This window comes from Aliivibrio sifiae (assembly GCF_002954715.1).
Taxonomy (GTDB): domain Bacteria; phylum Pseudomonadota; class Gammaproteobacteria; order Enterobacterales; family Vibrionaceae; genus Aliivibrio; species Aliivibrio sifiae.
Map to the genome: position 1 here is coordinate 1,360,227 of NZ_MSCP01000002.1, position 22,850 is coordinate 1,383,076.

At 40.1% G+C, this 22,850-nt stretch carries 19 protein-coding genes and 1 riboswitch; of the genes, 14 read left to right on the forward strand and 5 right to left on the reverse strand.

All coding sequences use genetic code 11. The features are described from left to right. Positions 1–5 precede the first annotated feature (5 nt). From BTO23_RS17230 to BTO23_RS17245, 4 genes are all read left to right on the forward strand, one after another. Positions 6–3,098: a tetrathionate reductase subunit A gene (locus BTO23_RS17230; RefSeq protein ID WP_105064132.1), complete on the forward strand. Its 3,093-nt coding sequence runs from the start codon at positions 6–8 to the stop codon at positions 3,096–3,098. Positions 3,099–3,295: 197 nt separating this feature from the next. Next, entirely contained in the window at positions 3,296–3,922 is a 627-nt protein-coding gene (locus BTO23_RS17235) for a c-type cytochrome (protein WP_105064133.1), read from the forward strand. A 10-nt stretch (positions 3,923–3,932) separates the two neighbouring features. Beyond that, entirely contained in the window at positions 3,933–4,967 is a 1,035-nt protein-coding gene (locus BTO23_RS17240) for a c-type cytochrome (RefSeq protein WP_105064134.1), read from the forward strand. Positions 4,968–5,144: 177 nt separating this feature from the next. After that, on the forward strand, positions 5,145–5,720 hold the full coding sequence (locus BTO23_RS17245; protein WP_060993262.1) for a hypothetical protein: 576 nt from the start codon (positions 5,145–5,147) through the stop codon (positions 5,718–5,720). Positions 5,721–5,779: 59 nt separating this feature from the next. Here the strand turns inward: BTO23_RS17245 and BTO23_RS17250 are convergent, their stop codons facing one another. Then, positions 5,780–6,901, reverse strand: coding sequence for a multidrug effflux MFS transporter (locus tag BTO23_RS17250; RefSeq protein ID WP_146107805.1), 1,122 nt, complete (start codon positions 6,899–6,901; stop codon positions 5,780–5,782). 98 nt (positions 6,902–6,999) lie between these two features. Between BTO23_RS17250 and BTO23_RS17255 the strand changes: the two genes are divergently transcribed. The 4 genes from BTO23_RS17255 to BTO23_RS17270 all read left to right on the forward strand — a co-directional run bounded on the left by BTO23_RS17255 (position 7,000) and on the right by BTO23_RS17270 (position 11,416). Next, positions 7,000–7,764 (forward strand): AraC family transcriptional regulator, encoded by a 765-nt coding sequence (locus BTO23_RS17255; RefSeq protein ID WP_105064135.1) that lies wholly within the window; start codon positions 7,000–7,002, stop codon positions 7,762–7,764. Between the two features lie 127 nt (positions 7,765–7,891). Next, entirely contained in the window at positions 7,892–9,418 is a 1,527-nt protein-coding gene (locus BTO23_RS17260; protein WP_105064136.1) for a YjjI family glycine radical enzyme, read from the forward strand. Between the two features lie 12 nt (positions 9,419–9,430). After that, the gene (locus tag BTO23_RS17265; protein WP_105064137.1) at positions 9,431–10,342 is read left to right on the forward strand and encodes a YjjW family glycine radical enzyme activase; all 912 of its coding nucleotides are present in this window, start codon (positions 9,431–9,433) and stop codon (positions 10,340–10,342) included. Between the two features lie 66 nt (positions 10,343–10,408). Then, positions 10,409–11,416 (forward strand): substrate-binding domain-containing protein, encoded by a 1,008-nt coding sequence (locus BTO23_RS17270; RefSeq protein ID WP_105064138.1) that lies wholly within the window; start codon positions 10,409–10,411, stop codon positions 11,414–11,416. Between the two features lie 55 nt (positions 11,417–11,471). Here the strand turns inward: BTO23_RS17270 and edd are convergent, their stop codons facing one another. Together edd and BTO23_RS17280 are read right to left on the reverse strand one after the other, a co-directional pair. Further along, the gene (edd, locus tag BTO23_RS17275; RefSeq protein WP_105064139.1) at positions 11,472–13,268 is read right to left on the reverse strand and encodes a phosphogluconate dehydratase; all 1,797 of its coding nucleotides are present in this window, start codon (positions 13,266–13,268) and stop codon (positions 11,472–11,474) included. After that, the gene (locus BTO23_RS17280; protein ID WP_060993256.1) at positions 13,265–13,819 is read right to left on the reverse strand and encodes a gluconokinase; all 555 of its coding nucleotides are present in this window, start codon (positions 13,817–13,819) and stop codon (positions 13,265–13,267) included. The genes edd and BTO23_RS17280 overlap by 4 nt, the downstream gene beginning before the upstream one ends. Positions 13,820–13,973: 154 nt before the next feature. Here BTO23_RS17280 and BTO23_RS17285 point away from each other — a divergent pair, with 154 nt between their 5' ends. From BTO23_RS17285 to BTO23_RS17295, 3 genes are all read left to right on the forward strand, one after another. Next, positions 13,974–14,588 carry a bifunctional 4-hydroxy-2-oxoglutarate aldolase/2-dehydro-3-deoxy-phosphogluconate aldolase gene (locus BTO23_RS17285; RefSeq protein ID WP_060993255.1) on the forward strand — a complete coding sequence of 205 codons (615 nt, stop codon included), beginning with the start codon at positions 13,974–13,976 and terminating at the stop codon, positions 14,586–14,588. A gap of 112 nt (positions 14,589–14,700) precedes the next feature. After that, positions 14,701–16,164: a PTS cellobiose/arbutin/salicin transporter subunit IIBC gene (gene ascF, locus BTO23_RS17290; RefSeq protein WP_061029104.1), complete on the forward strand. Its 1,464-nt coding sequence runs from the start codon at positions 14,701–14,703 to the stop codon at positions 16,162–16,164. 74 nt (positions 16,165–16,238) lie between these two features. After that, positions 16,239–17,669: a 6-phospho-beta-glucosidase gene (locus BTO23_RS17295; RefSeq protein WP_061029102.1), complete on the forward strand. Its 1,431-nt coding sequence runs from the start codon at positions 16,239–16,241 to the stop codon at positions 17,667–17,669. A gap of 60 nt (positions 17,670–17,729) precedes the next feature. Here BTO23_RS17295 and BTO23_RS17300 read toward each other — a convergent pair whose 3' ends face one another. Together BTO23_RS17300 and BTO23_RS17305 are read right to left on the reverse strand one after the other, a co-directional pair. After that, entirely contained in the window at positions 17,730–18,494 is a 765-nt protein-coding gene (locus BTO23_RS17300) for a class I SAM-dependent methyltransferase (protein WP_105064140.1), read from the reverse strand. Between the two features lie 61 nt (positions 18,495–18,555). Then, on the reverse strand, positions 18,556–19,482 hold the full coding sequence (locus tag BTO23_RS17305) for a LysR family transcriptional regulator (protein WP_105064141.1): 927 nt from the start codon (positions 19,480–19,482) through the stop codon (positions 18,556–18,558). Positions 19,483–19,642: 160 nt separating this feature from the next. Further along, a riboswitch (yybP-ykoY riboswitch) is annotated at positions 19,643–19,772 on the forward strand. Between the two features lie 94 nt (positions 19,773–19,866). Here BTO23_RS17305 and BTO23_RS17310 point away from each other — a divergent pair. From BTO23_RS17310 to BTO23_RS17320, 3 genes are all read left to right on the forward strand, one after another. After that, positions 19,867–20,424: a TMEM165/GDT1 family protein gene (locus tag BTO23_RS17310; protein ID WP_170066765.1), complete on the forward strand. Its 558-nt coding sequence runs from the start codon at positions 19,867–19,869 to the stop codon at positions 20,422–20,424. 103 nt (positions 20,425–20,527) lie between these two features. Next, the gene (gene nfsA, locus BTO23_RS17315; protein WP_105064143.1) at positions 20,528–21,250 is read left to right on the forward strand and encodes an oxygen-insensitive NADPH nitroreductase; all 723 of its coding nucleotides are present in this window, start codon (positions 20,528–20,530) and stop codon (positions 21,248–21,250) included. 225 nt (positions 21,251–21,475) lie between these two features. After that, the gene (locus BTO23_RS17320; RefSeq protein ID WP_105064144.1) at positions 21,476–22,846 is read left to right on the forward strand and encodes an L-serine ammonia-lyase; all 1,371 of its coding nucleotides are present in this window, start codon (positions 21,476–21,478) and stop codon (positions 22,844–22,846) included. Positions 22,847–22,850 lie beyond the last annotated feature (4 nt).

Sequence of the window (22,850 nt, forward strand, 5' to 3'; positions counted from 1 at the left end):
TGAACATGGATAACAAACGTCGTCAGTTTTTAAAATCAGGTCTTGCTGTTGGTGGTGTTGGTGCTTTTGCGGCAGGCTATGCAACAACAGCAAAACACATGGCTCATGGGGTGATTGAAGGCACCGCAGGTAAGAAAACCAACCACATACATCATGGTAATTCATTAGAACCAGAATACACGGTGACAGAAGAAGGGAAATTTATTCCTAATCCAAAGCAACGTGTTGCCCCTTCAATGTGTTTTGGTTGTTGGACATTATGTGGCCTACGCGTTCGTATTGATAATGACAGCGATAAGATCTTACGTATCTCTGGCAATCCATATCATCCGTTATCACACGAGCAACAAATCCCATTTAATACGTCAGTAAAAGACGCGTACATTGGCTTAGCCGGAGAAACAGGCATTGCAGGTCGCTCTACGGCGTGTGCCCGTGGTAATGGCATGATGGAAATTCGCAACAGTCCGTATCGTATTACTCAACCATTAAAACGTGTCGGTAAACGTGGTGAAGGAAAATGGGTGCCCATCAGTTATGAACAATTACTTGAAGAAGTGATTGAAGGAGGCGATTTATTTGGTGAAGGTCATGTTGAAGGATTACGCGCTATTCGAGATCTAAAAACACCTGTTGATCCTAATAACCCAGAATACGGCCCAAAGGCCAATCAACTGTTAGTCACCAACGCGGGTAACGAAGGTCGTGATGACATTTTAAAACGCTTTGCTTTCAACAGTTATGGTACACGTAATTTTGGTCATCATGGTTCATATTGTGGTTATGCTTTCCGCGCAGGCTCTGGCGCATTAATGAATGATCTCGACAAGTTCGCTCACGTAAAACCGGATTTAGAACACACCGAATTTGCAATCTTTATTGGTATGTCGCCAGCCCAAGCCGGTAATCCATTTAAACGTCAAGCTCGCCAATTAGCCGCTGCTCGTACTCGTGGTAATTTTGAATACACGATTATCACACCAAGCTTACCGGCTGGTTCATCAAGCCTAGCGGCGGGTGATAATAACCGCTGGATGCCAATTAACTCAGGCACGGATTCAGCTTTAGTGCTAGGTATGATCCAATGGATCATCACTAACGAGCGTTACAATCACACCTTCTTAGCGCAACCAAGTGCGAATGCAATGAAAAGCGCAGGCACAGCCCACTGGTGTAATGCCACTCACCTTGTTATTAGCGATGAATCTCATCCTAGAAATGGCGCGTTCTTACGTGCGTCTGAAATGGGATTAACGTATGAAGGCGAAGCGCTGTCTGACAGTGATCCTTATGTGATTATTGATGCAGAAACGAAGCAGTTAGCCATCAATACACAGAACCAACCAGCGATGTTATTTGTTAGCCAACAAGTAGAAACCATCACTGGCACCGTCACCGTTAAGTCATCATTACAACGCTTAAAGGAAGAAGCGTTTAAATATGACTTGGCGTTCTACAGTAAGCAATGTGCGATCTCAGAAGATGAAATCATTGCATTAGCCACCAAATTTACCAGTCATGGAACTAAAGCTGTCGTCGATACCCACGGAGGTAACATGCACAGTAATGGCTTTTATAACGCTTACACCATTTTGATGTTGAATGCCCTTATCGGTAACATCAATTTAAAAGGTGGAACGATGGCAAAAGCAGGCGGTTATCCTACGTCGGCGGAAGGTCCACGTTATAACTTTGCAAAATTCTCAGGTAAGGTGAAACCACAAGGCGTTTTCTTATCTCGCAGTAAATTCCCATACCAGAAAACCAGTGAGTACAAACGTAAAATAGCGGCAGGGCAATCGCCTTACCCAACTCGCTCACCTTGGTACCCTATTTCTTCTCCGTTACTGACAGAGCATTTGTCAGCGGCGATTGATGGTTATCCATACCGTGCAAAAGCATGGATAAACCACATGGCAAACCCGCTTTATGGCGTTCCTGGATTAGATAATTTATTAAGCGATAAAATCAAAGATCCAAAACAATTAGGATTGATTGTCTCTGTTGATGCGTTCATTAACGAAACCACCGCCCTGTCTGATTACTTAGTACCCGATACCGTTACCTATGAAAGCTGGGGAATGGCGACACCTTGGCATGGCGTACCAACAAAAGCCGTCACAACTCGTTGGCCTATTGTTGAACCATTAACAGAAAAAACAACTGATGGTCGCGCTATTAATCTTGAAAACTTCGTTATTGATATTGCCAAACAAATGGATCTTGGTGGTTTTGGGAATAACGCGATTTCCGATGCTAACGGCAACTGGCATGGCATTCATTGTGCGGAAGATTTCTATTTACGCTCAGCGGCTAACCTTGCTTATGTGGCTAATGGTGTACCAAGTGCCACCGCAGAAGACATGGTGTTGTCAGGATTAGATCGACTAATTCCAGACATGCAACGAGTTTTATCGCCAGAAGAATTAGGCAAAGTAGCCTATATTTTTGCTCGCGGAGGGCGTTTTGAAGACGCAACAGAAGCGTACAAAAACGATGAAATGAAATACAAATGGAAAAAACCATTAGCGATTTGGAACGAGAGACTCGGCACCTCTCGCAACACCATGACAGGTGAGCAATACAGTGGCTGCCCTACGTGGTATCCACAAAAGCTCGCTGATGGCACACCGTTAAGTGATAAATACCCAAAATCAGAATGGCCATTTACGTTAACTAACTTTAAATCCAACATTCACAGCGCGGTGTCTAACTTATCTCCTCGCTTGAATTCAATTAAAGGCGTAAACCCTGTTTATATTCATCCGACAGACGCACAAAAACTCGGCGTCAAAACTGGCGATGTATTCACAATAACCACGCCAAGCAGCTCAACCAAAGCATTAGCGATGTTAGTTGATGGTATTCAACGTGGCACACTAGGCTTTGAACATGGCTTTGGTCATAAAGAGTTAGGTGAACGTGCCCATTGGATTGGCTATACTCAACAACCAGTAAAAATGAAATCAAATGATGGCGTGAATATCAATGACATTGGCTTAATAGACCCAACTCGTAAAGGTAAAGGCGTTTTACTTGATTGGGTGGTTGGTGCAGCAGCAAGACAAGCGCTACCTGCCAAAATTAGCCTAAGTTAACGCTAGCTACTTTATTCATATTATAAACGGGTGTAAATGACAGCACTCGTTTTGATACATTTCATCTCACAAACACTCCCATTGATATCACACACTTGATAATAAATGTGGAAAACCACAATACCCAAGTCTATAAATACTATTGATAATAAAAAGAAAAGATCCCTAAAAAATAAAGTAATTTTTGTGGAGCAAATATGTCATTACCCAAAATAATTCAAAGCAGCTTAGGGTTAGGAGTGTTACTTCTATCTACCAGTTCAGCCTTTGCAGCACCTGCGCCAATCCCACCCGCAGCAACCGTGTGTACCAGTTGTCATATGCCTACTGGAATGGGATTACCTAACATGGCACCGATGATTGCAGGTAAAAACGCCGACTATCTAACGCATCAAATCGATTTATTCATTGCAGGTGAACGCAACGATCCTCTAATGACACCAATGGCAAGCCTCATTGCGGATCCACAAAAGAAAGCTGAAGCCATTAACTATTTCGCCTCTTTATCTGCTCCTGAAATTAAAAATCCAGAACACCGCGGTGACCATGTCATTATTACCGGCCCTGCTCGTAAACTCGTTTACCAAGGCGATTGGAATCGCAATATTCCAGCCTGCTCTACTTGTCACGGTGCCAGTGGCATTGGGGTACAAGATTTTCCTCGCTTAGCAAATCAACATCCTGATTACCTTGAAGAACAATTAAAAGCGTGGAAAAACAAAACCCGATCAGGTGATCACAATGACGTGATGGGCAGTATCGCACGACAACTCACAGATACTGAGATCTCGCAATTATCGCACTATTTTGCCACTGTGAAATAAGGAACATACGATGAATAAAACCATAATCACTCTGGCAGCCGCAACTTTATTTTCACACTCAGTATTAGCAACGACAGAGTTACCAGACAAACAAGCAGAGCTGCCAGCTCATCCCAAAACAGAAAAGTCGGATCACTTAGTTCCACGTGATTTCAGTACAATTCCGAACACCCCTTTTGGTGACAAAGTTAAACAAGGTTATTCTCTATTTGTAAACACGCAAACCTTGCAAGGCAAATACGTTAATAACCAACAGAATTGCGTAAACTGCCATATGCAAGCGGGCATGAAAGCGGATTCAGCGCCACTTTGGGGAGCCTTTATGGCCTACCCCGCTTATCGTTCAAAAAATGACAAAGTAAACACGTATGCAGAGCGTATTCAAGGGTGTTTCACTTATTCAATGAACGGAACTCCGCCACCTCAAGACTCTCCTGAATTAGTCGCATTAAGTGCCTATTCTTATTGGTTAGCTATGGGGGGGTTATTAGACAAATACAATATGCAGAACACGCCAATCCCTGAATTGTCAGATGCTGCCGTTCAATTAGGAGGCAACGATGAGTCGTTTATCCTACCTATTGAGATGATGAAAGATTTACCCGCAGGTAAACGTGGATCTCTCGCTGGACGTAGTTTTCCTAAGTTAGATAAACCAGAGCAAGCGCCTTCTATTGAGCGTGGCGAGATCGTTTACAACACTACGTGTGCAAGCTGTCATGGTGCCAATGGCGAAGGCATTAGAGATCACGGCGTGCAATCTTTCCCACCATTATGGGGCAAGGACTCATTTAACTGGGGGGCAGGCATGCACCGTGTAAATACTGCCGCCTTCTTTATTTATGAAAACATGCCACTTGGGAAAAGTATTCAGATCACCAAACAAGAAGCATGGGATGTTGCAGCCTTCATGAACAGCCATGAGCGCCCTCAAGATCCCCGCTTTAAAGGTGATTTAAAAGCAAACCAAGAAAAATACCATAACCACCAAGGCTACTATGGTAAAACCGTAAACGGAAAAGTATTAGGTGAACATTCATATTAATAGCATTGCCTAATTAAAATAATAAAATAGCACCGTCTATTGGCTTAACATAAAGTCCTTATTCACTTTTAGTAATAAGGACTTTTTATTGCGGTATTGTTAACACCGTCCCTGTTTATTACAACAAAATACGTTATATTCTCGCGAAATTAATCCTTATTGATAATTGAGTTCATAATGAAATTTAGCGTTAACACATTAGTTATTTCTACTCTATTTGCTTCTTTTTCGGCTTTTTCTGCCCCTGTTGAATTTCAGAAGATCCCAGAGATCATGACGAAATTTGAATCTGCTCAGCTGTTTGTAAAAAGCTCACCAACCTTAGGCCGATTACCAAAAACCGCTGAACTAGGCAAACAGTTTCCTACTTATGTGTCTGATGGCAAAGGCGGTTATCACCTAGAAACAAGCAATACGATGATCAAAGAGGTTGTTGTCGCTAGAATGCCAACCGCGGTTGTCGATGATGTCTATAACGAATGGTTAGTACCTCAAGACGTATGGAAAGTCACTTATGGTGTTCTTCCTACCTCAACAGAGTTCGCATCCTTTAAACGAATCAAAAGCATTAAAGCCATCAAAATAGATGACGAAATGTTAACACTGATGGGCAGTGACGATGGTAAAACTGCGACCATTAAAGTGAGCTGGGACGATAAAGGAATGACAGTCTACAAAGACGGTTACCTTGCTGATTATGAATACGGCATTGCTCCAGAAGAAATGAAAGCAAACTACGAATTGGCAAAATAAAGTAGCCAAATGAATAAGAAGAGAGGCGATTAACACCTCTCTTTTTATTCATAAACTCTTTATTCTCTAGGTAACAGCATAGCTCCTGCTAATAAAGACATTGCGATTAGTACGAATCCTAAATCTCCAATAACCCCAGCAAGAGCCAGCCCACCGCCAATTAAGCAATAATACAACAACCCTAGAACTGCGCCCGCTGTTCCTACTTGGTGTTTATAATTAACGAGTGCGGTGCTAAATATATTAGGAATTGCCATACCAAATCCGGCGACCACGCTTGCCATTCCAACCAAAAACCAAAGACTATCTTGATATAAATACACCTGAGCTGAACCTATCATACTAAATACAACAGCAACCTGAATTAATCGTTGCGAACACCACTCTTTTTCTAACAATCGCTTATTCAATGTGCTACCAAAAATAGAAGCTACAGCCAGCACCACACCACTGTAACCAAATTCTATTGAACTTAATCCAAGCTGATTAAACATAAATGGTGCTAAAGAGTAGTAGCTAAACATCATGACATTAAAGCAAGCAACCAAAATCGCACTTTTCCAAATAGCACCATCTTTTAACATCGCATTAAAAATACTCATAAAACTGACAGGTTGCAGATGGTTGGGTTTTGTTTCTGGTAATAACACAACAGATACTGCTAATAATGTAATAGCCATAACAAATAACAAGCTAAACACAATCAAATGGCCGAAATACTCTGCAATAAATCCTCCCAGCATTAAACCTACAACAGGACTAATCGATACCGCAACAACCGCTACTGAAAAAACTTTTCCTAACTCTTTGCCCTCATAGCTATCACGTAATATTGTCTGACCGATAACAGATCCAACAGCAGCACCAAAAGCAGAGATAATACGTGCAACCAACACCATATTAAAATCAACAGCAGTAATAGCCAGCAAGCAACCAATACCATAAATAAACAAACCACATAACATCGCTTTTCGGCGTCCAATCACATCAGCGACTCGCCCCCAGATAACAACACCCACAGCAAAAGCCATAAAATAGATAGACAAGGTTTGACTGGCGCTTGCCATTGATACATCAAAATAATCGACGAGGTGAGGTAATACAGGGCTGTAAATGGTTTCAACAATTTGAGGGAACATCAATAGTATGATGAGTAATCCCATGTGGCGTTTTTTATTCATATTCTTTTCTTCTAAAATTGGAATAAGAGAAGTATATGGAATTGATTTGTGTTCAAATACCAACATTAGAACAGCAAACATCAAAATAAGGACAAACCATGTTGATTGATGGAAACACCCCCTTTTATGTTGATGACATGCCTTACTCTTTTGTTGGCATTGCAGCCCAAATTGGTAAACACGATTCAGGCATGCATATTCACAACCGTGCACAACTGCTGTTTGCACCTCATGGTTGTATGAGTATTACTCTTGATGGGCAACATTGTGTTTTACCTCCAACCAAAATAGCTTGGATACCTGCGGGGATTGAACATTGCGCTACCATGACCAATGTCGTTGCCTATCGCTCTCTTTATTTTGATCCTCTCGCTATCGATAATTTACCAACAGAACTGAGTATTTTTAGCGTCACACCATTATTAAAGGAATTGATCGAACGAATGGCTTTTTGGGAATGGGATAAACCAAGTAATGAGCAAGCAAATACCTTGGCTTTATGTTGTGAAGAACTTTTTTACGCAGAAAAGAATGAACTCACACTACCTTTACCCAAAGATAAACGATTAGCACTGTGGTTAGAAAAAGTAAAACAAAGAACACTATTACCTCAACCATTGAATGAAATGGCAAAGCATATAGGGGCAAGCAGCAAAACCATTAGCCGGTTATTCATAAAAGAAACCGGGATGCCTTACCAAGCGTGGCGACAACAATGGCGACTGCTCACTGCGATTGAACAATTATCAGAGAAAAAAAGTGTCTCTGTTGTCGCCCACGCGTTAGAGTTCTCCAGTGACAGCGCGTTTATTCATTTCTTTAAGCAACACACTGGAGAAACCCCAACTCATTACATAAAATAATATTCCTTATTTAAAATTTGAATACCCTTTAATTTCCAAAATAGAAATAAGTCTTCTTATTAATTTCACTAAATGAAAGTGGATTTATCACTTAAAATAAAACCATACTAATAAAAAGGGTTTTATCATGAGTCAAGAACGCTTCTATAGCATCATTACCGATGCCAACTTATCTCCAAAACAAAAATCTCAGTATTTAGCATTAGAGGCAGAAGCAAGCTTGCCTTATATGGAGATTGACTCAGAAACTCAACAAGCTTTAAAAGATGGCGTGTTATGTGACATGTTTGAAGGTCATGCACCATTTAAACCACGCTATGTATTACCAGATTATGCTAAGTTTTTAACTCAAGGTTCTGAATTCCTAGAGTTGAGCCCAGCTGAAGACTTTGATGATGCATTAAATTTACTGACTATTATTTATCATCACGTTCCTTCGGTTACTTCTATCCCTGTTTACCTTGGCCAACTTGATACAGTGCTTATGCCTTTTGTTGGATCTCTTAGTGATGAAGAGATTTACCAAAAACTAAAACGTTTCTGGATCATGCTTGATCGCACCCTTCCTGATGCATTTATGCATGTAAATATTGGTCCAACAGATAACATCATTTGCCGTACTATCTTGCGCGTTGATGCCGAATTAAAACAAATCGCACCGAATCTAACCTTTATGTACGATGCTGACGTTACACCAGACGATTTACTTCGCCAAGCCGCATCAAACATTTGTGAATGCAGCAAACCGCACATTGCAAACTACCCTGTGCACGCAAAAGCGTATAACAATACAGGCTTTGGTATTGTTAGTTGCTACAATTCTCTGCCGCTTACTGGTGGGTCAAACACATTAGTTCGTATGAACCTAAAAGAAGCGGCTAAAAAAGCACAAAATAAAGCTGATTTTATTGAGAACGTTTTGCCATATTACTGCAAAGTAATGTTTGGCTTAATGGATACTCGTAGCGAGTTCTTACATGAAAAATCTAACTTCTTTGAAGGCTTCTTAACAAAAGAAGGTCTAATCAATGAAGATCGATTCGCACCAATGTTTGGTATTTACGGCATGGCTGAAGCGGTTAATATTTTGCTGGAAAGAGAAGGTATTGATGCAAAATACGGACACGATGAAGTTGCAAACCTATTAGGTCACGCTATTTCGAAACAACTTTCTGAAATTGTGGCAACGACGGATGTTAAATACGGCTACCACAAAAAAGCATTGCTTCATGCTCAAGGTGGGATCAGTTTAGATCTTGATGTGACTCCTGGTGTTCGTATTCCTTACGGTACCGAACCTGATCCAGTATCTTATGTGCAAGCAACCGCAGGGCACCACCAATACTACACGTCAGGTATCAGTGATATTTTAACGATTGATGAAACCGTTAAATCAAACCCAGAAGCGATGTTTAATCTAGCGAAAGGGGCTCTTCAATCTGGCTACCGTGAATTTACAGCAAACGTTGCATCAAATGATTTAGTTCGTGTAACAGGTTACATGATTAAACTGTCTGACATTGCAAAATTTGATGATGAAGGTTCTCGCACTAACACCACATTCTTAGGTGCAGAAGCGGCTAAGAACACAGGTATTTTAGAGCGAAAACCTCGTGTTGCAGCGTTAGAAATTACACCAACGTACGCAGAATAAGTTAACAATATTATGGTTGACGCTATCACTCAACAGAGCAATACCATCAACTATGACAAAACAGGATTGGTCAGTAAAATACTGACCTTTTCTTGTGTCGATGGCCCTGGAAATCGTCTTGTGATCTTCTTACAAGGTTGTAATTACGATTGTATAACTTGTCATAACCCCCACACCATTAACCACTGCGATCATTGTGGTGATTGCGTCGAGCCTTGTCCAACAGGAGCATTAGCCTTTAATGATTCTCCAAATAGAAAAGTCATTTGGAATGAAGCCTTATGTACTCAATGTGATAAATGTATTGATGTCTGTCCAAGTAAATCTAATCCTAAAATAACGACTTACTCAGTAGAAAAGCTGCTTGAATTTACTAAAAAACATGCTCCATTTTTAAGTGGCGTTACTATTTCTGGTGGTGAAGCAACCCTACAATTGCCGTTTATTATTGAATACTTTAAAGCTATAAAATCAGAAGAATCATTAGGTCACCTTACCTGTTTTATTGACAGCAATGGCAGTTTATCAGAGCAAGGATGGAACAAAGTTTTACCTTATCTTGATGGCACAATGATTGATTTAAAAGCATGGCAAAATGACACACATTTATGGTTGGTCGGCAGAGAAAACCACCGAGTATTGCACTCTATTAATTTATTGGCTCAATACGGAAAATTACACGAAGTTCGTTTATTGTATATTCCGAATAAAACCGATTTATTGAGTGAGATCGATGCTGTTAGTGAATATTTAAAAACACTGCCAGAGCACGTAACTATCCGCTTAAATGCTTTTCAACATCATGGTGTAATTGGTGAAGCCTTGGCATGGGATAAATGCAGCAAAGTACAAATGGAAGAATTTGAGGCCAAGTTAATTACTAAATTGGGGCGACCAGTTATCACCCCATCGGTTTATACCTAAACAAACCATTGATTCATAAAGAAAGCCTCAGCTATAATGTTACTGTAACATTAACTAAGGCTTATTATGACTACTGAGATTAGAAAATCACGCCCAACTTTACAAGATATTGCAGACAGAATCGGCATCACCAAAATGACGGTCAGCCGCTATATGCGAGCTCCTAGTTCAGTTGCAGAGCCAACGCGAGTCAAAATAAGAGCCGTTGTTGAAGAGCTTGGATACATTCAAAACCGTGCCCCAGCAATGCTTTCAAAAGCCTCAAGTAAAGCGATTGGTGTATTGCTACCTTCTTTATCAAACCAAGTATTTGCTAATTTTACACAAGGTATTGAAGCGGTAACCAATGCTTGTGGTTATGAAACCTTAATTGCCCACTTTAGTTACAGCAAAGATATTGAAGAAAACAAGATAGCGGCCCTACTTTCTTATCAGGTAGATGGACTTATTTTAACCAGTTCAGAGCATACTCCGCGTACATTACAAATGATAAAAACCGCTGGCGTACCAATTATCGAAGCGATGGAATTACCTGAAAACCCAATTGATATTGCTGTCGGATTAGATCACGAATTAGCGGCTTATACTGTCATTAAATCTATGCTCAATAAAGGGAAAAAACACATCGTCTACTTTGGTGCCCGACTGGATACCCGAACACAACTACGTATGAATGGTTACGATAAAGCGATTACAGAAGCTGGATTTGAGCCAATCCACATCCTAACCGAAGCTCACTCAAGCTTTACCTTAGGTCAAAAACTTCTTGAACAAACATTAAACATGCACCCTACTGTAGATGGGATCTTCTGTACTAATGACGATATTGCTATCGGAACAATCATGGCTTGCCAAGAAAGAAAAATCCCAGTACCACAACAAATTAGTATCGTTGGATATAACTCATTAGACATAGGCCAAGCAATGTCACCAAAACTAACCAGCGTAGATACGCCTTTATATGCTATTGGAGAGAAAAGTGCACAATTACTGCTAGATTCTCTGGCAGGAAAAAGCCCAGAACAAAAAGTGTTTGATCTGGGCTTTACGATTACACAAGGAGAAAGCTTGTAATTTCAGCTTTCTCTATTGCGCTTTATTCCTGCTCCTTAGATATTAAGCCAATCTATTAATACAAGAATGAAGCGCCTTCTTCTGCACTCGAAACATTGTCTCGCATAATTTTGAACATATCTCGTCCCCACGTGACCTGCTCTTTTTCCGTATCAATGACCATAGGTTGACGCCCCTCATACGAGGTTAATAAATCTAACTTTCCATTTTCACTGTCAAGACGAACAATATCTCCTTCTTGAATCAGTCCAATCACACCACCACGTAGGGCCTCAGGAGAAATATGGATAGCCGCTGGAATTTTGCCTGACGCGCCAGATAATCGACCATCAGTAACCAAGGCAACTTTATAACCGTCTTTCTGAATATTTCCCAAAATAGGCATTAGCTTATGTAGCTCAGGCATTCCATTCGCTGCGGGTCCATTGTGGGTCACGACAATAATACAATCTTGATTTAACAGGCCTTTTTTGTACGCTGTCTCCACATCATGTTGTGAAGTAAATACTTTCGCTGGCGCTTCTATAAATCGGTATTCTTTTGCCACAGCAGACACTTTAATCACTGCGCTACCTAAATTACCGTGTAGCACTTTTGTTCCACCAGTACTTTGAAACTCTTCGCCACTACATGCAATAACATTAGGGTTTGCAGTGCCTATGACATCGAACCATTCAAGCTGCCCATCAACCAAGGTTGGTGACATTAGCTGTTGATTGAAATCGCCAAAAGCTGGAGTAACATCAGTATGCAGTAATTCACTTTCATGCAGACGCTTCATTAGTGCAGGAACACCGCCAGCGACTTGAAATTCATTAATATCAGCTGGCCCGTTTGGATAAATCTTCACTAAAAGTGGAACAATATCAGACAAGTCGCTTAAATCTTCCCACGTTAAAATAAAACCTGCTGCACGAGCGATGGCAATCATATGAATGCTGTGATTTGTACTGCCACCAGAGGCTAATAATGCAATTAAGCCATTCACTAAACTCTTCTCTGTAAACACCTTTTTTAACGGTCTATACGATGGGGTATCAGCAGTCATTGATGCCAAACGTACTGATGCATAATCAGTTAATGCCGCACGAAGTGGCGATTCTGGATGAACAAAAGCGGAACCTGACAACATTAACCCCATCGCTTCAAATACAAGCTGATTTGTATTTGCGGTTCCATAAAAAGTACAAGTTCCAGAAGAGTGATAAGCATTACATTCCATTTTCTGCAACGCATCTTGCCCGACTTTGCCCGCTACAAATTTTTGTCGAACATCGACTTTTTCTTCATTGGTGATACCAGTAGACATTGGTCCTGCAGGAATAAATGCCGTCGGTAAATGAGCATAACTTAGTGCCCCTATTAACTGTCCCGGGGCTATCTTGTCACAAATCCCAAGCAGTAATGTCGCATCAAATACATTATGGCTTAACGAAAACGCGGTAGATTGAGCAATTAAATCACGAGAGAAAAGAGACATATCCATGCCTGCTTGACCTTGCGTCACACCATCACACATAGCAGGAACGCCACCCGCGATTTGTGCGGTATGACCGTGCTCATTTAGTGCTGATTTAATTTGATCAGGATAGTCTTTATATGTTTGATGTGCACTTAGCATGTCGTTGTATGCAGTAATAATCGCAACGTTTGCGTGTGTTAAATTCAATATCGTCGATTTTTCACTAGAACAAGAAGAAGCAACTGCATGTGCTAAATTACCACAAGACATTTGAGCTCGACCTTTACCCGCCTTTTCTTGTTCTTCAATTTTATTCAAAAAAGCCTGACGACTATCAACACTTCGTTCTTGGATTCGTTTCGTTACCGCTAAGATGGTTGAGTGAGTCATGCTACTACCTTATTTTGTTGTGTATTACTTAGGTTGCTAAAGCGAGAAAGGCTTTCTAATTCTAAAACTGTTTTTTCAATAATGTCATTCAGCGTCGCATCAATATTTATGGTAATAACGCTTTTCTCACTCACTGGACGCTCTAAAATATCAAACTGACTCTTTACCATATTCTCTTTCATGAAATGACCAGAGCGAAAAGACATTCTTTGTAAGATAAGCTCAATACTTCCATCCAGAAAAACAAAACTGACGTTTTTATTCCCTTCTCGGATTTTATCGCGATAGCTTTTTTTCAATGATGAGCAAACAATTACACCTGTTTCGTTTTTACTTTCAATGCTAAATGCCGCATCACGTACTCGCTCCAACCAAGGCAAGCGATCTTCATCGCTCAATGGCTCACCACGTGACATTTTTAAAATATTCGCTTTTGGGTGTAAGTCATCCCCATCGATAAATTTCGCTGAAATTCGTGTTGCCAGCAATTCACCAATCGTGCTTTTACCACAGCCTGAGACACCCATAATAATGATGCTTTTTCCTGACATTTTTACTCCCTAAGTTTTTTTGAGCTAGATCTCACTTTTCAAACATCGTGAAGAATTTAGTTTATTTCCTAAATGTTATTGGTAACATGTTACCCGTAACTTAGAGGTTTGTGAAACTATTTTCTTCAAGCTTCGACCAATTAAGGGATAAAAAATGCAAACCATCGAACAGCAATTAAAAGAAATCAAAATCGTTCCAGTTATCGCAATTGAAGATAAAAATAATGCAGTTCCACTCGCTAAAGTACTTATAGAAAATGGATTACCTTGTGCTGAAATAACCTTCAGAACCGAGGCTGCTGTTGAATCTATTCGTTTAATGAGAGAAGCATACCCAACACTGTTGATTGGTGCAGGTACAGTATTAACAACCCAACAAGTTGATGACGCTATCGATGCGGGTGCTGATTTCATTGTCAGTCCAGGTTTGAACCCAACCACAGTGACTTACTGCCAAGAGAAAAACATTCCTATTATCCCAGGAGTTAATAATCCAAGCTTAGTTGAACAAGCAATGTCTTTAGGATTAAAAACCGTCAAATTCTTTCCTGCGGAACCTTCTGGTGGCCTATCGATGCTAAAAGCTTTATCTGCAGTTTATCCTGTCAGCTTTATGCCAACCGGCGGCATTAGTCCAACGAATGTTTCTGATTATCTTGCTTTACCCTCTGTTGTCGCTTGTGGTGGAACATGGATGGTGCCAAATGCCATGATCAACAACGGTGATTGGAAAGGTTTAACTCAGCTAGTAAAAGACGTAAATAATTAAATTTTGACAAAAACAAAACAATAACAAGGCGAGCGATGAGTACTCTGTTGGTTATTTAATCAATGATTCGTTCGTCTGTTCTCACACATGGAAAGTAAACTTGGAGTTAAGCATGTCAAAGAATTATGGCGCTACTGCACAATCCGTCGTTGAAAAACTCGGTGGTTCACACAACGTTATCGCAGTAACTCACTGTATGACACGATTACGCTTTGTTGTAAAAGACGAAAGTTTGATTGATGTTACTTCCCTAAAAGCAATTAAAGGCGTAATGGGTGTTGTTCATAACAGTGATAAATGCCAAGTAATTATTGGCAATACTGTCTCTTACGTATTTAAAGAAGTGACTGCGCTTTGTAATTTAAGTGGTCAAGAAGATATCGAGACGACTAAAGTAAAGCTGACACCAAAAGTCATTGGTGCAAAAATTTTAGATGCCTTAATTGGTACCATGTCTCCACTGATCCCTGCGATCATCGGTGGCTCAATGGTAAAACTATTAGGCATGATCCTCCTAATGGCTGGAGTATTTGAAAAAACAGATTCAACCCTTATTATTTTAAATACCATAGGCGACGGTGCTTTCTTCTTCTTACCAATTATGGTTGCCGCTTCTGCCTCTATTAAATTTAAAACTAACATGTCATTAGCCATTGCGATTGCGGGCGTGCTTGTTCACCCTGCTTTTGTTGACCTAATGGCACAAGCAGCAAACGGGGTCGAAGCAACCTTCTTTGGCGTTCCTGTCCTTGCCGTGAAATACACCTATACGGTTATCCCAGTATTATGCATGACATGGGTGCTTTCTTACATTGAACGTTGGGTTGATAGTATTACCCCCGCGGTAACTAAAAACTTCCTTAAACCAATGTTAATTGTCCTTATTGCTGCACCTATCGCTATTGTTGTGATTGGCCCTGTTGGCATTTGGATTGGTACAGGTATCTCAGCAATTGTTTATACCGTTCATGACACACTTGGTTGGTTAGCCGTAGCGATTATGGGTGCAATTTGGCCTCTGCTTGTTCTTACTGGTATGCATCGAGTATTTACACCCACAATTATCCAAACGATAGCAGAAACAGGTCGTGAAGGTATGGTTATGCCATCAGAAATTGGCGCAAACTTATCTCTTGGTGGTTCATCACTTGCGGTTGCTTACAAAACTAAAAACAGTGAATTACGCCAAACTTCATTAGCTGCTGCAGCGTCTGCCATCTTAGCGGGCATTTCAGAGCCAGCACTTTATGGTGTTGCGGTTCGATTGAAGACGCCATTAATTGCAAGTGTCATCAGTGGGTTCATTTGTGGTGCCTTGGCGGGAATGGCCGGATTATTTAGTCATTCAATGGCTGCTCCAGGATTATTCACCAGTGTACAGTTTTTCGATGTTGATAATCCGATGAGTATCGTATGGGTATTTGGGATAATGGTGCTTTCTGTCGTCCTCTCCTTTGCTCTAACGTTAATTATTGGTTTCAAAGATATACCGGAAGATGAAACTGACATTGAGCAGAAAGAAGTTCAGAACGAAACTATGCCAGCTAACATCAATACAAAACCTGAAACCGCGTAACTGATAAACCAATTTATATCATAAAATCAAAGTGCCAATTCTATTTGGTACTTTGCTATTTAAAGGATAACAAAATGTCTAATAATGTATTTCCTAAAGACTTTTTATGGGGCGGAGCTATTGCTGCAAACCAAGCAGAAGGCGCACACTTAGAAGGTGGGAAGGGATTAACCACAGTCGATATGATCCCTTACGGTGAAAATCGTATGGCAACAAAATTAGGTTTATTGGAAAGTGTTTCATTAGATGAATCAGAATATTACCCTAGCCATCAAGCCATTGATTTTTACCATCGCTATAAAGAAGATATCGCCCTACTGGCCCAAATGGGATTCAAAGTATTTAGAACCTCTATTGCATGGAGTCGTATTTTCCCTAAAGGTGACGAGTTAGAGCCAAACCAAGAAGGCATTCGTTTTTATCGTGATCTCTTTTTAGAATGTAAAAAGTACGGTATTGAACCTTTAGTAACACTTTGCCACTTCGATGTTCCTATGCATTTAGTCAAAGAATACGGTTCTTGGCGCAGCAGAGAAATGATTTCATTTTTTGAACGCTATGCAAAAACCTGTTTTACTGAATTTGATGGACTAGTAAAACATTGGCTTACTTTCAACGAAATTAATATCTTACTGCACAGCCCATTTTCAGGGGCCGGTATTCTTTTCAAAGAAGGAGAAAATAAAGAACAAGTTAAATATCAAGCTGCGCACCATGAGTTAGTTGCTAGTGCATTAGTTACACGCATCGCACATGACATTAACCCACAAAACCAAGTGGGTTGTATGTTAGCCGGGGGGAATTTTTACCCATACTCATGCAAACCAGAAGACGTATTAACCGCAATGCAAAAAGACAGAGAAAACCTGTTTTTTATTGATGTTCAGTCTCGTGGTTACTACCCATCTTATGCTCAAAAGGTCTTTGATGATAAAAATGTGATTATCGATATCACTGATGAAGATCGTAAGATCTTAAAGAATACGGTCGATTTCATCTCATTCAGTTATTACGCTTCTCGTTGTGCCTCTGCAGATATGAATGATAATAATACCAGTGAAGCCAATGTGGTTAAATCCATCAAGAACCCTCACTTAGAAGCAAGTGATTGGGGCTGGGTGATTGACCCTGTTGGATTACGGATCACAATGAATACTTTGTATGACCGTTATCAAAAACCATTATTCCTAGTAGAAAATGGATTAGGTGCGGTAGATACAATTGATGAAAATGGCGAGATAAACGACGACTATCGCATTAACTATCTTAAAGAACATATTAAAGCGATGAAGGATGCAATTTCTGATGGCGTTCCATTAATGGGCTACACCCCATGGGGAAGCATTGATTTAGTCGCGGCTTCGACGGGTGAAATGAGTAAAAGATATGGTTTTATCTATGTTGACCGAGATAATTTAGGTAATGGTTCATTAGATAGAATGCCTAAAAAATCCTTTTACTGGTATAAAAAAGTCATCGCGACTAATGGCGAAGATTTAGAATAAAAGAATCCTAATAATAAATAGCCAACCTCTTCCTCCAGAGGTTGGCTATTTTTTTATTCTTTATTTAGAAAAAACAGCGGTGAGATAACGATTGTTTAGCCCTTTCGTTAATATCGAATGCACTCTAAAGAACAGCGCACTTGGCTTTTTAACATAGTGTTTAACGATATTTCGCCCCACGCCTTGAGAGCGGTTTTCTTTCGATTCTTTTTTCGAAAACAACCCTTTAAATTCCCAATATTGGATCTGTTCAAACGTTTCATTCGGCTGATAATTCGAGGCTGAAAACAGACGATAAAAAGAAGCAACAGTAAAATCATGCAAATGATGAGGGTTTCCATCTACCGTTGGCGTCGTCGGAACTGAAGCAATCATCACTCCTTTTTCGCTCAATTGAGTCAATAAATGTGTCACCATCTTTTGAGGTTCTGGCACATGCTCTATGGTTTCTAAACTAATAATAGTGTCAAACTGTTGATATTCATCATCACTAAGTAAAAGTTGGAAATCCATACTATTACCGCATTCATAGCGTAAGTTTTCTGCTTGATAATGGGTTTTCGCGTATTCAACCGCTAGTGGGTCAACATCAACTCCTACAAATATTTTTTCTGGATGTGCTTCAGCCATTAATGCTGTGCCATATCCACAACCACAAGCAATGTCCAGAATATACGTTCCACATAACTGCTTTGAAGCAAATTCATAGCGTTCTAGATGAATGTCTAGTACATCTTGATGACTTTTCTCATCTTGATTCAGCTGTTTTGGGTAAATTCGTTCTAGAGAATGCTCAGCTGTTATCTTTTCTTTTGTGAAATCCATTTAAATACCTTGATAGATGACGCCTAAAAATAGTAATGACAATGCTTATATTGATTGAGGGTCAGATAGTAACATTATTTGGCTTTTTCATACGCTCACATAACCAGTTTAGCGACTGATCATTCAAACTTAATTTGTTATAAACCATGCTATAAGCAACCTGACCATAATCAAAAGGCAACGCTTTAATAACTAATCCTTGAGCTTGCTTTGCCGTTTCCGCCCATTTTTTAGAGCAGGTAAATAAAAATTCAGTTTGATGACAAAGAATTGCTGCACTACCAAAATCAGCCACCGAAATAACAACGTTTCTTGGCTTATATTGCTGTGTAAGACACTGTTCAAAATAAGGCACATTTAGTTCCTTATCAAAAATACCTACGTGCTTGTATGCTAAATAGGCTTCAACGGTTAATTCTTTATCGACTAACGGATGATCAGAACCCATCAAACAAACCATCTCATCATCAAGTACGGTTTCCCACACTAATTGCTTTTCTGTCGTTGGTGGCTGGCTTCTATCATGAGGTAACAAAATGACATCAACTTGGCCATTTAATAACGCATCAAATCCTAAGTGTTCTTTGGAATGAATATCAATATGCGAATTAGGCGCTTGAGCTGATAAAATATCACTAATTATTGGTGCAAATATCTCAAAGGTACTCTCCCGCATTGAGAGTGAAAACTTACCTAAAAACCGCAAAGGTTCAAAAGCAGATTGATTCAATAACCCATTCATATTGTTAATAATGACATGTACCGTCGGGCCAATTTTTAATGCATAAGGCGTAGGAATTAATTGCGTCCCTTCTCGATAAAAAAGCTCATCGCCAAGTAATGACTTTAATTGTGATAACGTTTTACTGACACTGGATGGACTCATACATAAAATTTCAGCGCTTTGAGTAACACTATGAGTCGACAACATTATATGCAGCGCCGTTAGTTGTTTAAAATTAATACGAGAAAGTTGAATAAGATCCATAGCGCCATTTACATAAGGTGATTGAATGAAGCGGATTATAATACGAACCCATCAAAATAGGTGTGTAAAAAACTCTACGACTACGATCACAAACAGAGTGATTCACATTCTCCAACAATACCTTGACTTGAATCTAGACGCTGATTCCCCTATTATCACGTCCTTACTCTTTGGGGAGTAGCCTGCTTTCATGTTTTAATTGTCTAAACAAAATAAACAGAAAGTTTGTATATCAACATAATTGATGCAAAATCATCATGGTATACGAGACAAGTATGAGCAACTTGTTCGGCAAGACCTTAGATTAACATCACGAACCATTGGGTGGGCGTGAGGTTTTTCTATGGATCTTATAATTATAATCCCGCCCAAGTGAGTAATGTCGTGAGTGTATTAGCAATATCTATAACCACCGTCGCACTAGCCGAAATCGGTGATAAAACCCAACTTCTCTCTTTACTGCTTGCCAGTAGATACCGAAAACCACTTCCTATTATTGCTGCAATCTTTTTTGCAACCATTTTAAATCATGCTTTAGCGGCTTATTTAGGCGTTGTCGTTGCCGATTTTTTAACACCAGAAACCTTGAAGTGGGTTCTTATTGTGAGCTTTGTAGCAATGGCTGGTTGGGTCTTGATCCCAGATAAATTGGATGATGACGAAAAAATATCAAACAGAGGTCCTTTTGTTGCTAGCTTCATTGCCTTTTTCATTGCTGAAATTGGTGATAAAACTCAAATCGCAACGTCTATTCTAGGCGCACAAAATGCTGATGCTTTGCATTGGGTTATTTTAGGCACCACTATAGGTATGTTACTTGCCAATGTGCCCGTTGTACTAATTGGTAAGTTCTCTGCTGATAAACTGCCATTAACCTTAATTCATCGTATTACTGCTGTTATCTTCTTAGGGTTGGCAGTAGGGACTTTCTTCGGAATGTAGCTTTCTTAACTTGTATTCTATTAATAAGCCCTTATCTTTGTAATATAAGCAGATCATCTTTTGGGTGATCTGCTCTCCTAACTATCACAAGATGGAATGTATTATGAACCCAGTTATCGATACGATTTTAAACCACCGCTCTATTCGTTCTTTCACTAACGAACCTATCTCTAAAGAGCAATTAGATACCATCATCAGCGCTGGTATTGCAGCCTCTTCTTCTAGCTTACTTCAAGTAAATTCAATTATTCGTGTTACCAATATAGATAAACGTAAAGCATTAGTTGAGCTTTCTGGCGGTCAACCTTATGTTGAAGGTGCCGCGGAGTTTCTGGTTTTTTGTATTGATTTTCAACGTCACCATGAAATGAACCCAGAAGTAAAAACGGAATATACAGAACTAACACTGATTGGTGCTGTTGATGCCGGGATCATGGCGCAAAATTGCTTATTAACGGCAGAATCAATGGACCTCGGTGGCGTATATATTGGTGGCTTACGAACTCACGCACAAGAAGTGGATGATTTACTTGAGTTGCCAGATTACACCGCCGTTCTATTTGGCATGTGTTTAGGTCACCCTGCTCAAACACCACAGAAGAAACCTCGTTTAAGTCCAGAGGTTATCGTTCATGAAAATACCTATCAACAACTCGATAAAAACAAAGTCCATGAATACGACGACATCATGTCGACATACTATGCAACGCGTACCAGTAATCAAAAACAAAGTTCATGGTCAGAGCAAATTACAAGCAAGTTGTCACAAGAGTCACGCCCTCATATCAAGGGGTACTTGAATAACAAAGGCCTAGCGATTAAGTAATCAATAAATCCTTTACCCCTTATTTTTTGGGGTATTTGTCCTCATTCATTTATGTTACGTTTCACTATCTTAATCCCAAGTTCTAGTTGTTAGTGCTTGGGATTCGTCATTTTTAAGCACAAATCTACAAAACAACTAAACTTAATAATTATAATAGTAAAACCAGTAAGCGATGCTCACACGTTTATGATTTTGGTTTTACTGCATTTAAATAGGTAATGTCTTATGCTGTCTATCTTTGATATCTACAAAATTGGCGTTGGGCCATCAAGCTCACACACCAATGGTCCTATGATTGCGGGGTACAACTTCACGCAATTAATCCAACCTCATTTAGCACAAGTTTCTCGTGTCCAAGTTGATTTATATGGCTCACTCTCTTTAACAGGTATCGGTCACCACACTGACCGCGCAACCATTTTAGGGTTATTAGGTAATCGCCCTGACACAATCAAGATAACCAGTGCAAATTTGGCAATGAAGAAAGCCATCGAAGATAAGATATTGCATATCGCGGGTGATCACGAAATCACTTTTGACTATGAAACCGACATGCTTTTCCATGAAACTAACTTACCATTGCACGAAAATGGCATGACGATTTCCATTTTTGATACGGCAGGCCAACTGCTTGCCATCGAAACTTATTACTCTGTGGGTGGTGGTTTTATTGCTACCGCAGATGAATTAACTAATGGCAAAAGCACCACTGATGTTGAAGTTGAATTCCCATTCAAATCAGCCGATGAAATGCTAGAAAAAGCAAAAGTTCAAGGATTAAGTTTAGGTAGTTTTATTCTGCGTAATGAAGTCGCCTTCCAACCGATGGAAGCGATTGATGCGAAAGCCGATCAAATCTGGAAAGTCATGTCATTGTGTATGGAGCGTGGTTTTCAAACTGAAGGCATTCTTGATGGTGGCTTAAACGTGGTTCGTCGTGCCCCTGCGTTATTGAAAAAACTAGAAGCAAACGCCTCTATTGAAAACGATCCAATGGAGATCATGGATTGGATTAACTTATTTGCTTTTGCTGTAAGTGAAGAGAACGCCGCAGGTGGACAAGTTGTTACTTCTCCAACCAATGGTGCCGCTGGTGTTATTCCTGGTGTATTGATGTATTACCATCGTTTCATTAAAGAGCTTGATACAAAGCAACTAAAAGACTTCTTAGCGGTATCTGGTGCGATTGGTATTTTATATAAAACTAATGCTTCCATTTCTGGCGCTGAGGTAGGTTGTCAGGGTGAAGTAGGCGTTTCATCATCAATGGCAGCGGCTGGCTTAACGGCACTTCGCGGTGGCAGTAATGAGCAAATTTGTATGGCGGCTGAAATTGCCATGGAACATTCGTTAGGTATGACGTGTGATCCTATTGGCGGCCTTGTTCAAGTACCTTGTATCGAGCGTAATGCAATGGGGTCAATGAAGGCGATTAACGCCTCTCGTATGGCGCTTAAACGAACAAGCAAATGTCTTATCTCACTCGATAAAGTGATCGATACCATGTATCAAACAGGTAAAGATATGAACCGTAAATACCGTGAGACATCACTCGGTGGTTTAGCATTAATTCACATGGCACCACCGTGTGAGTAGGTAA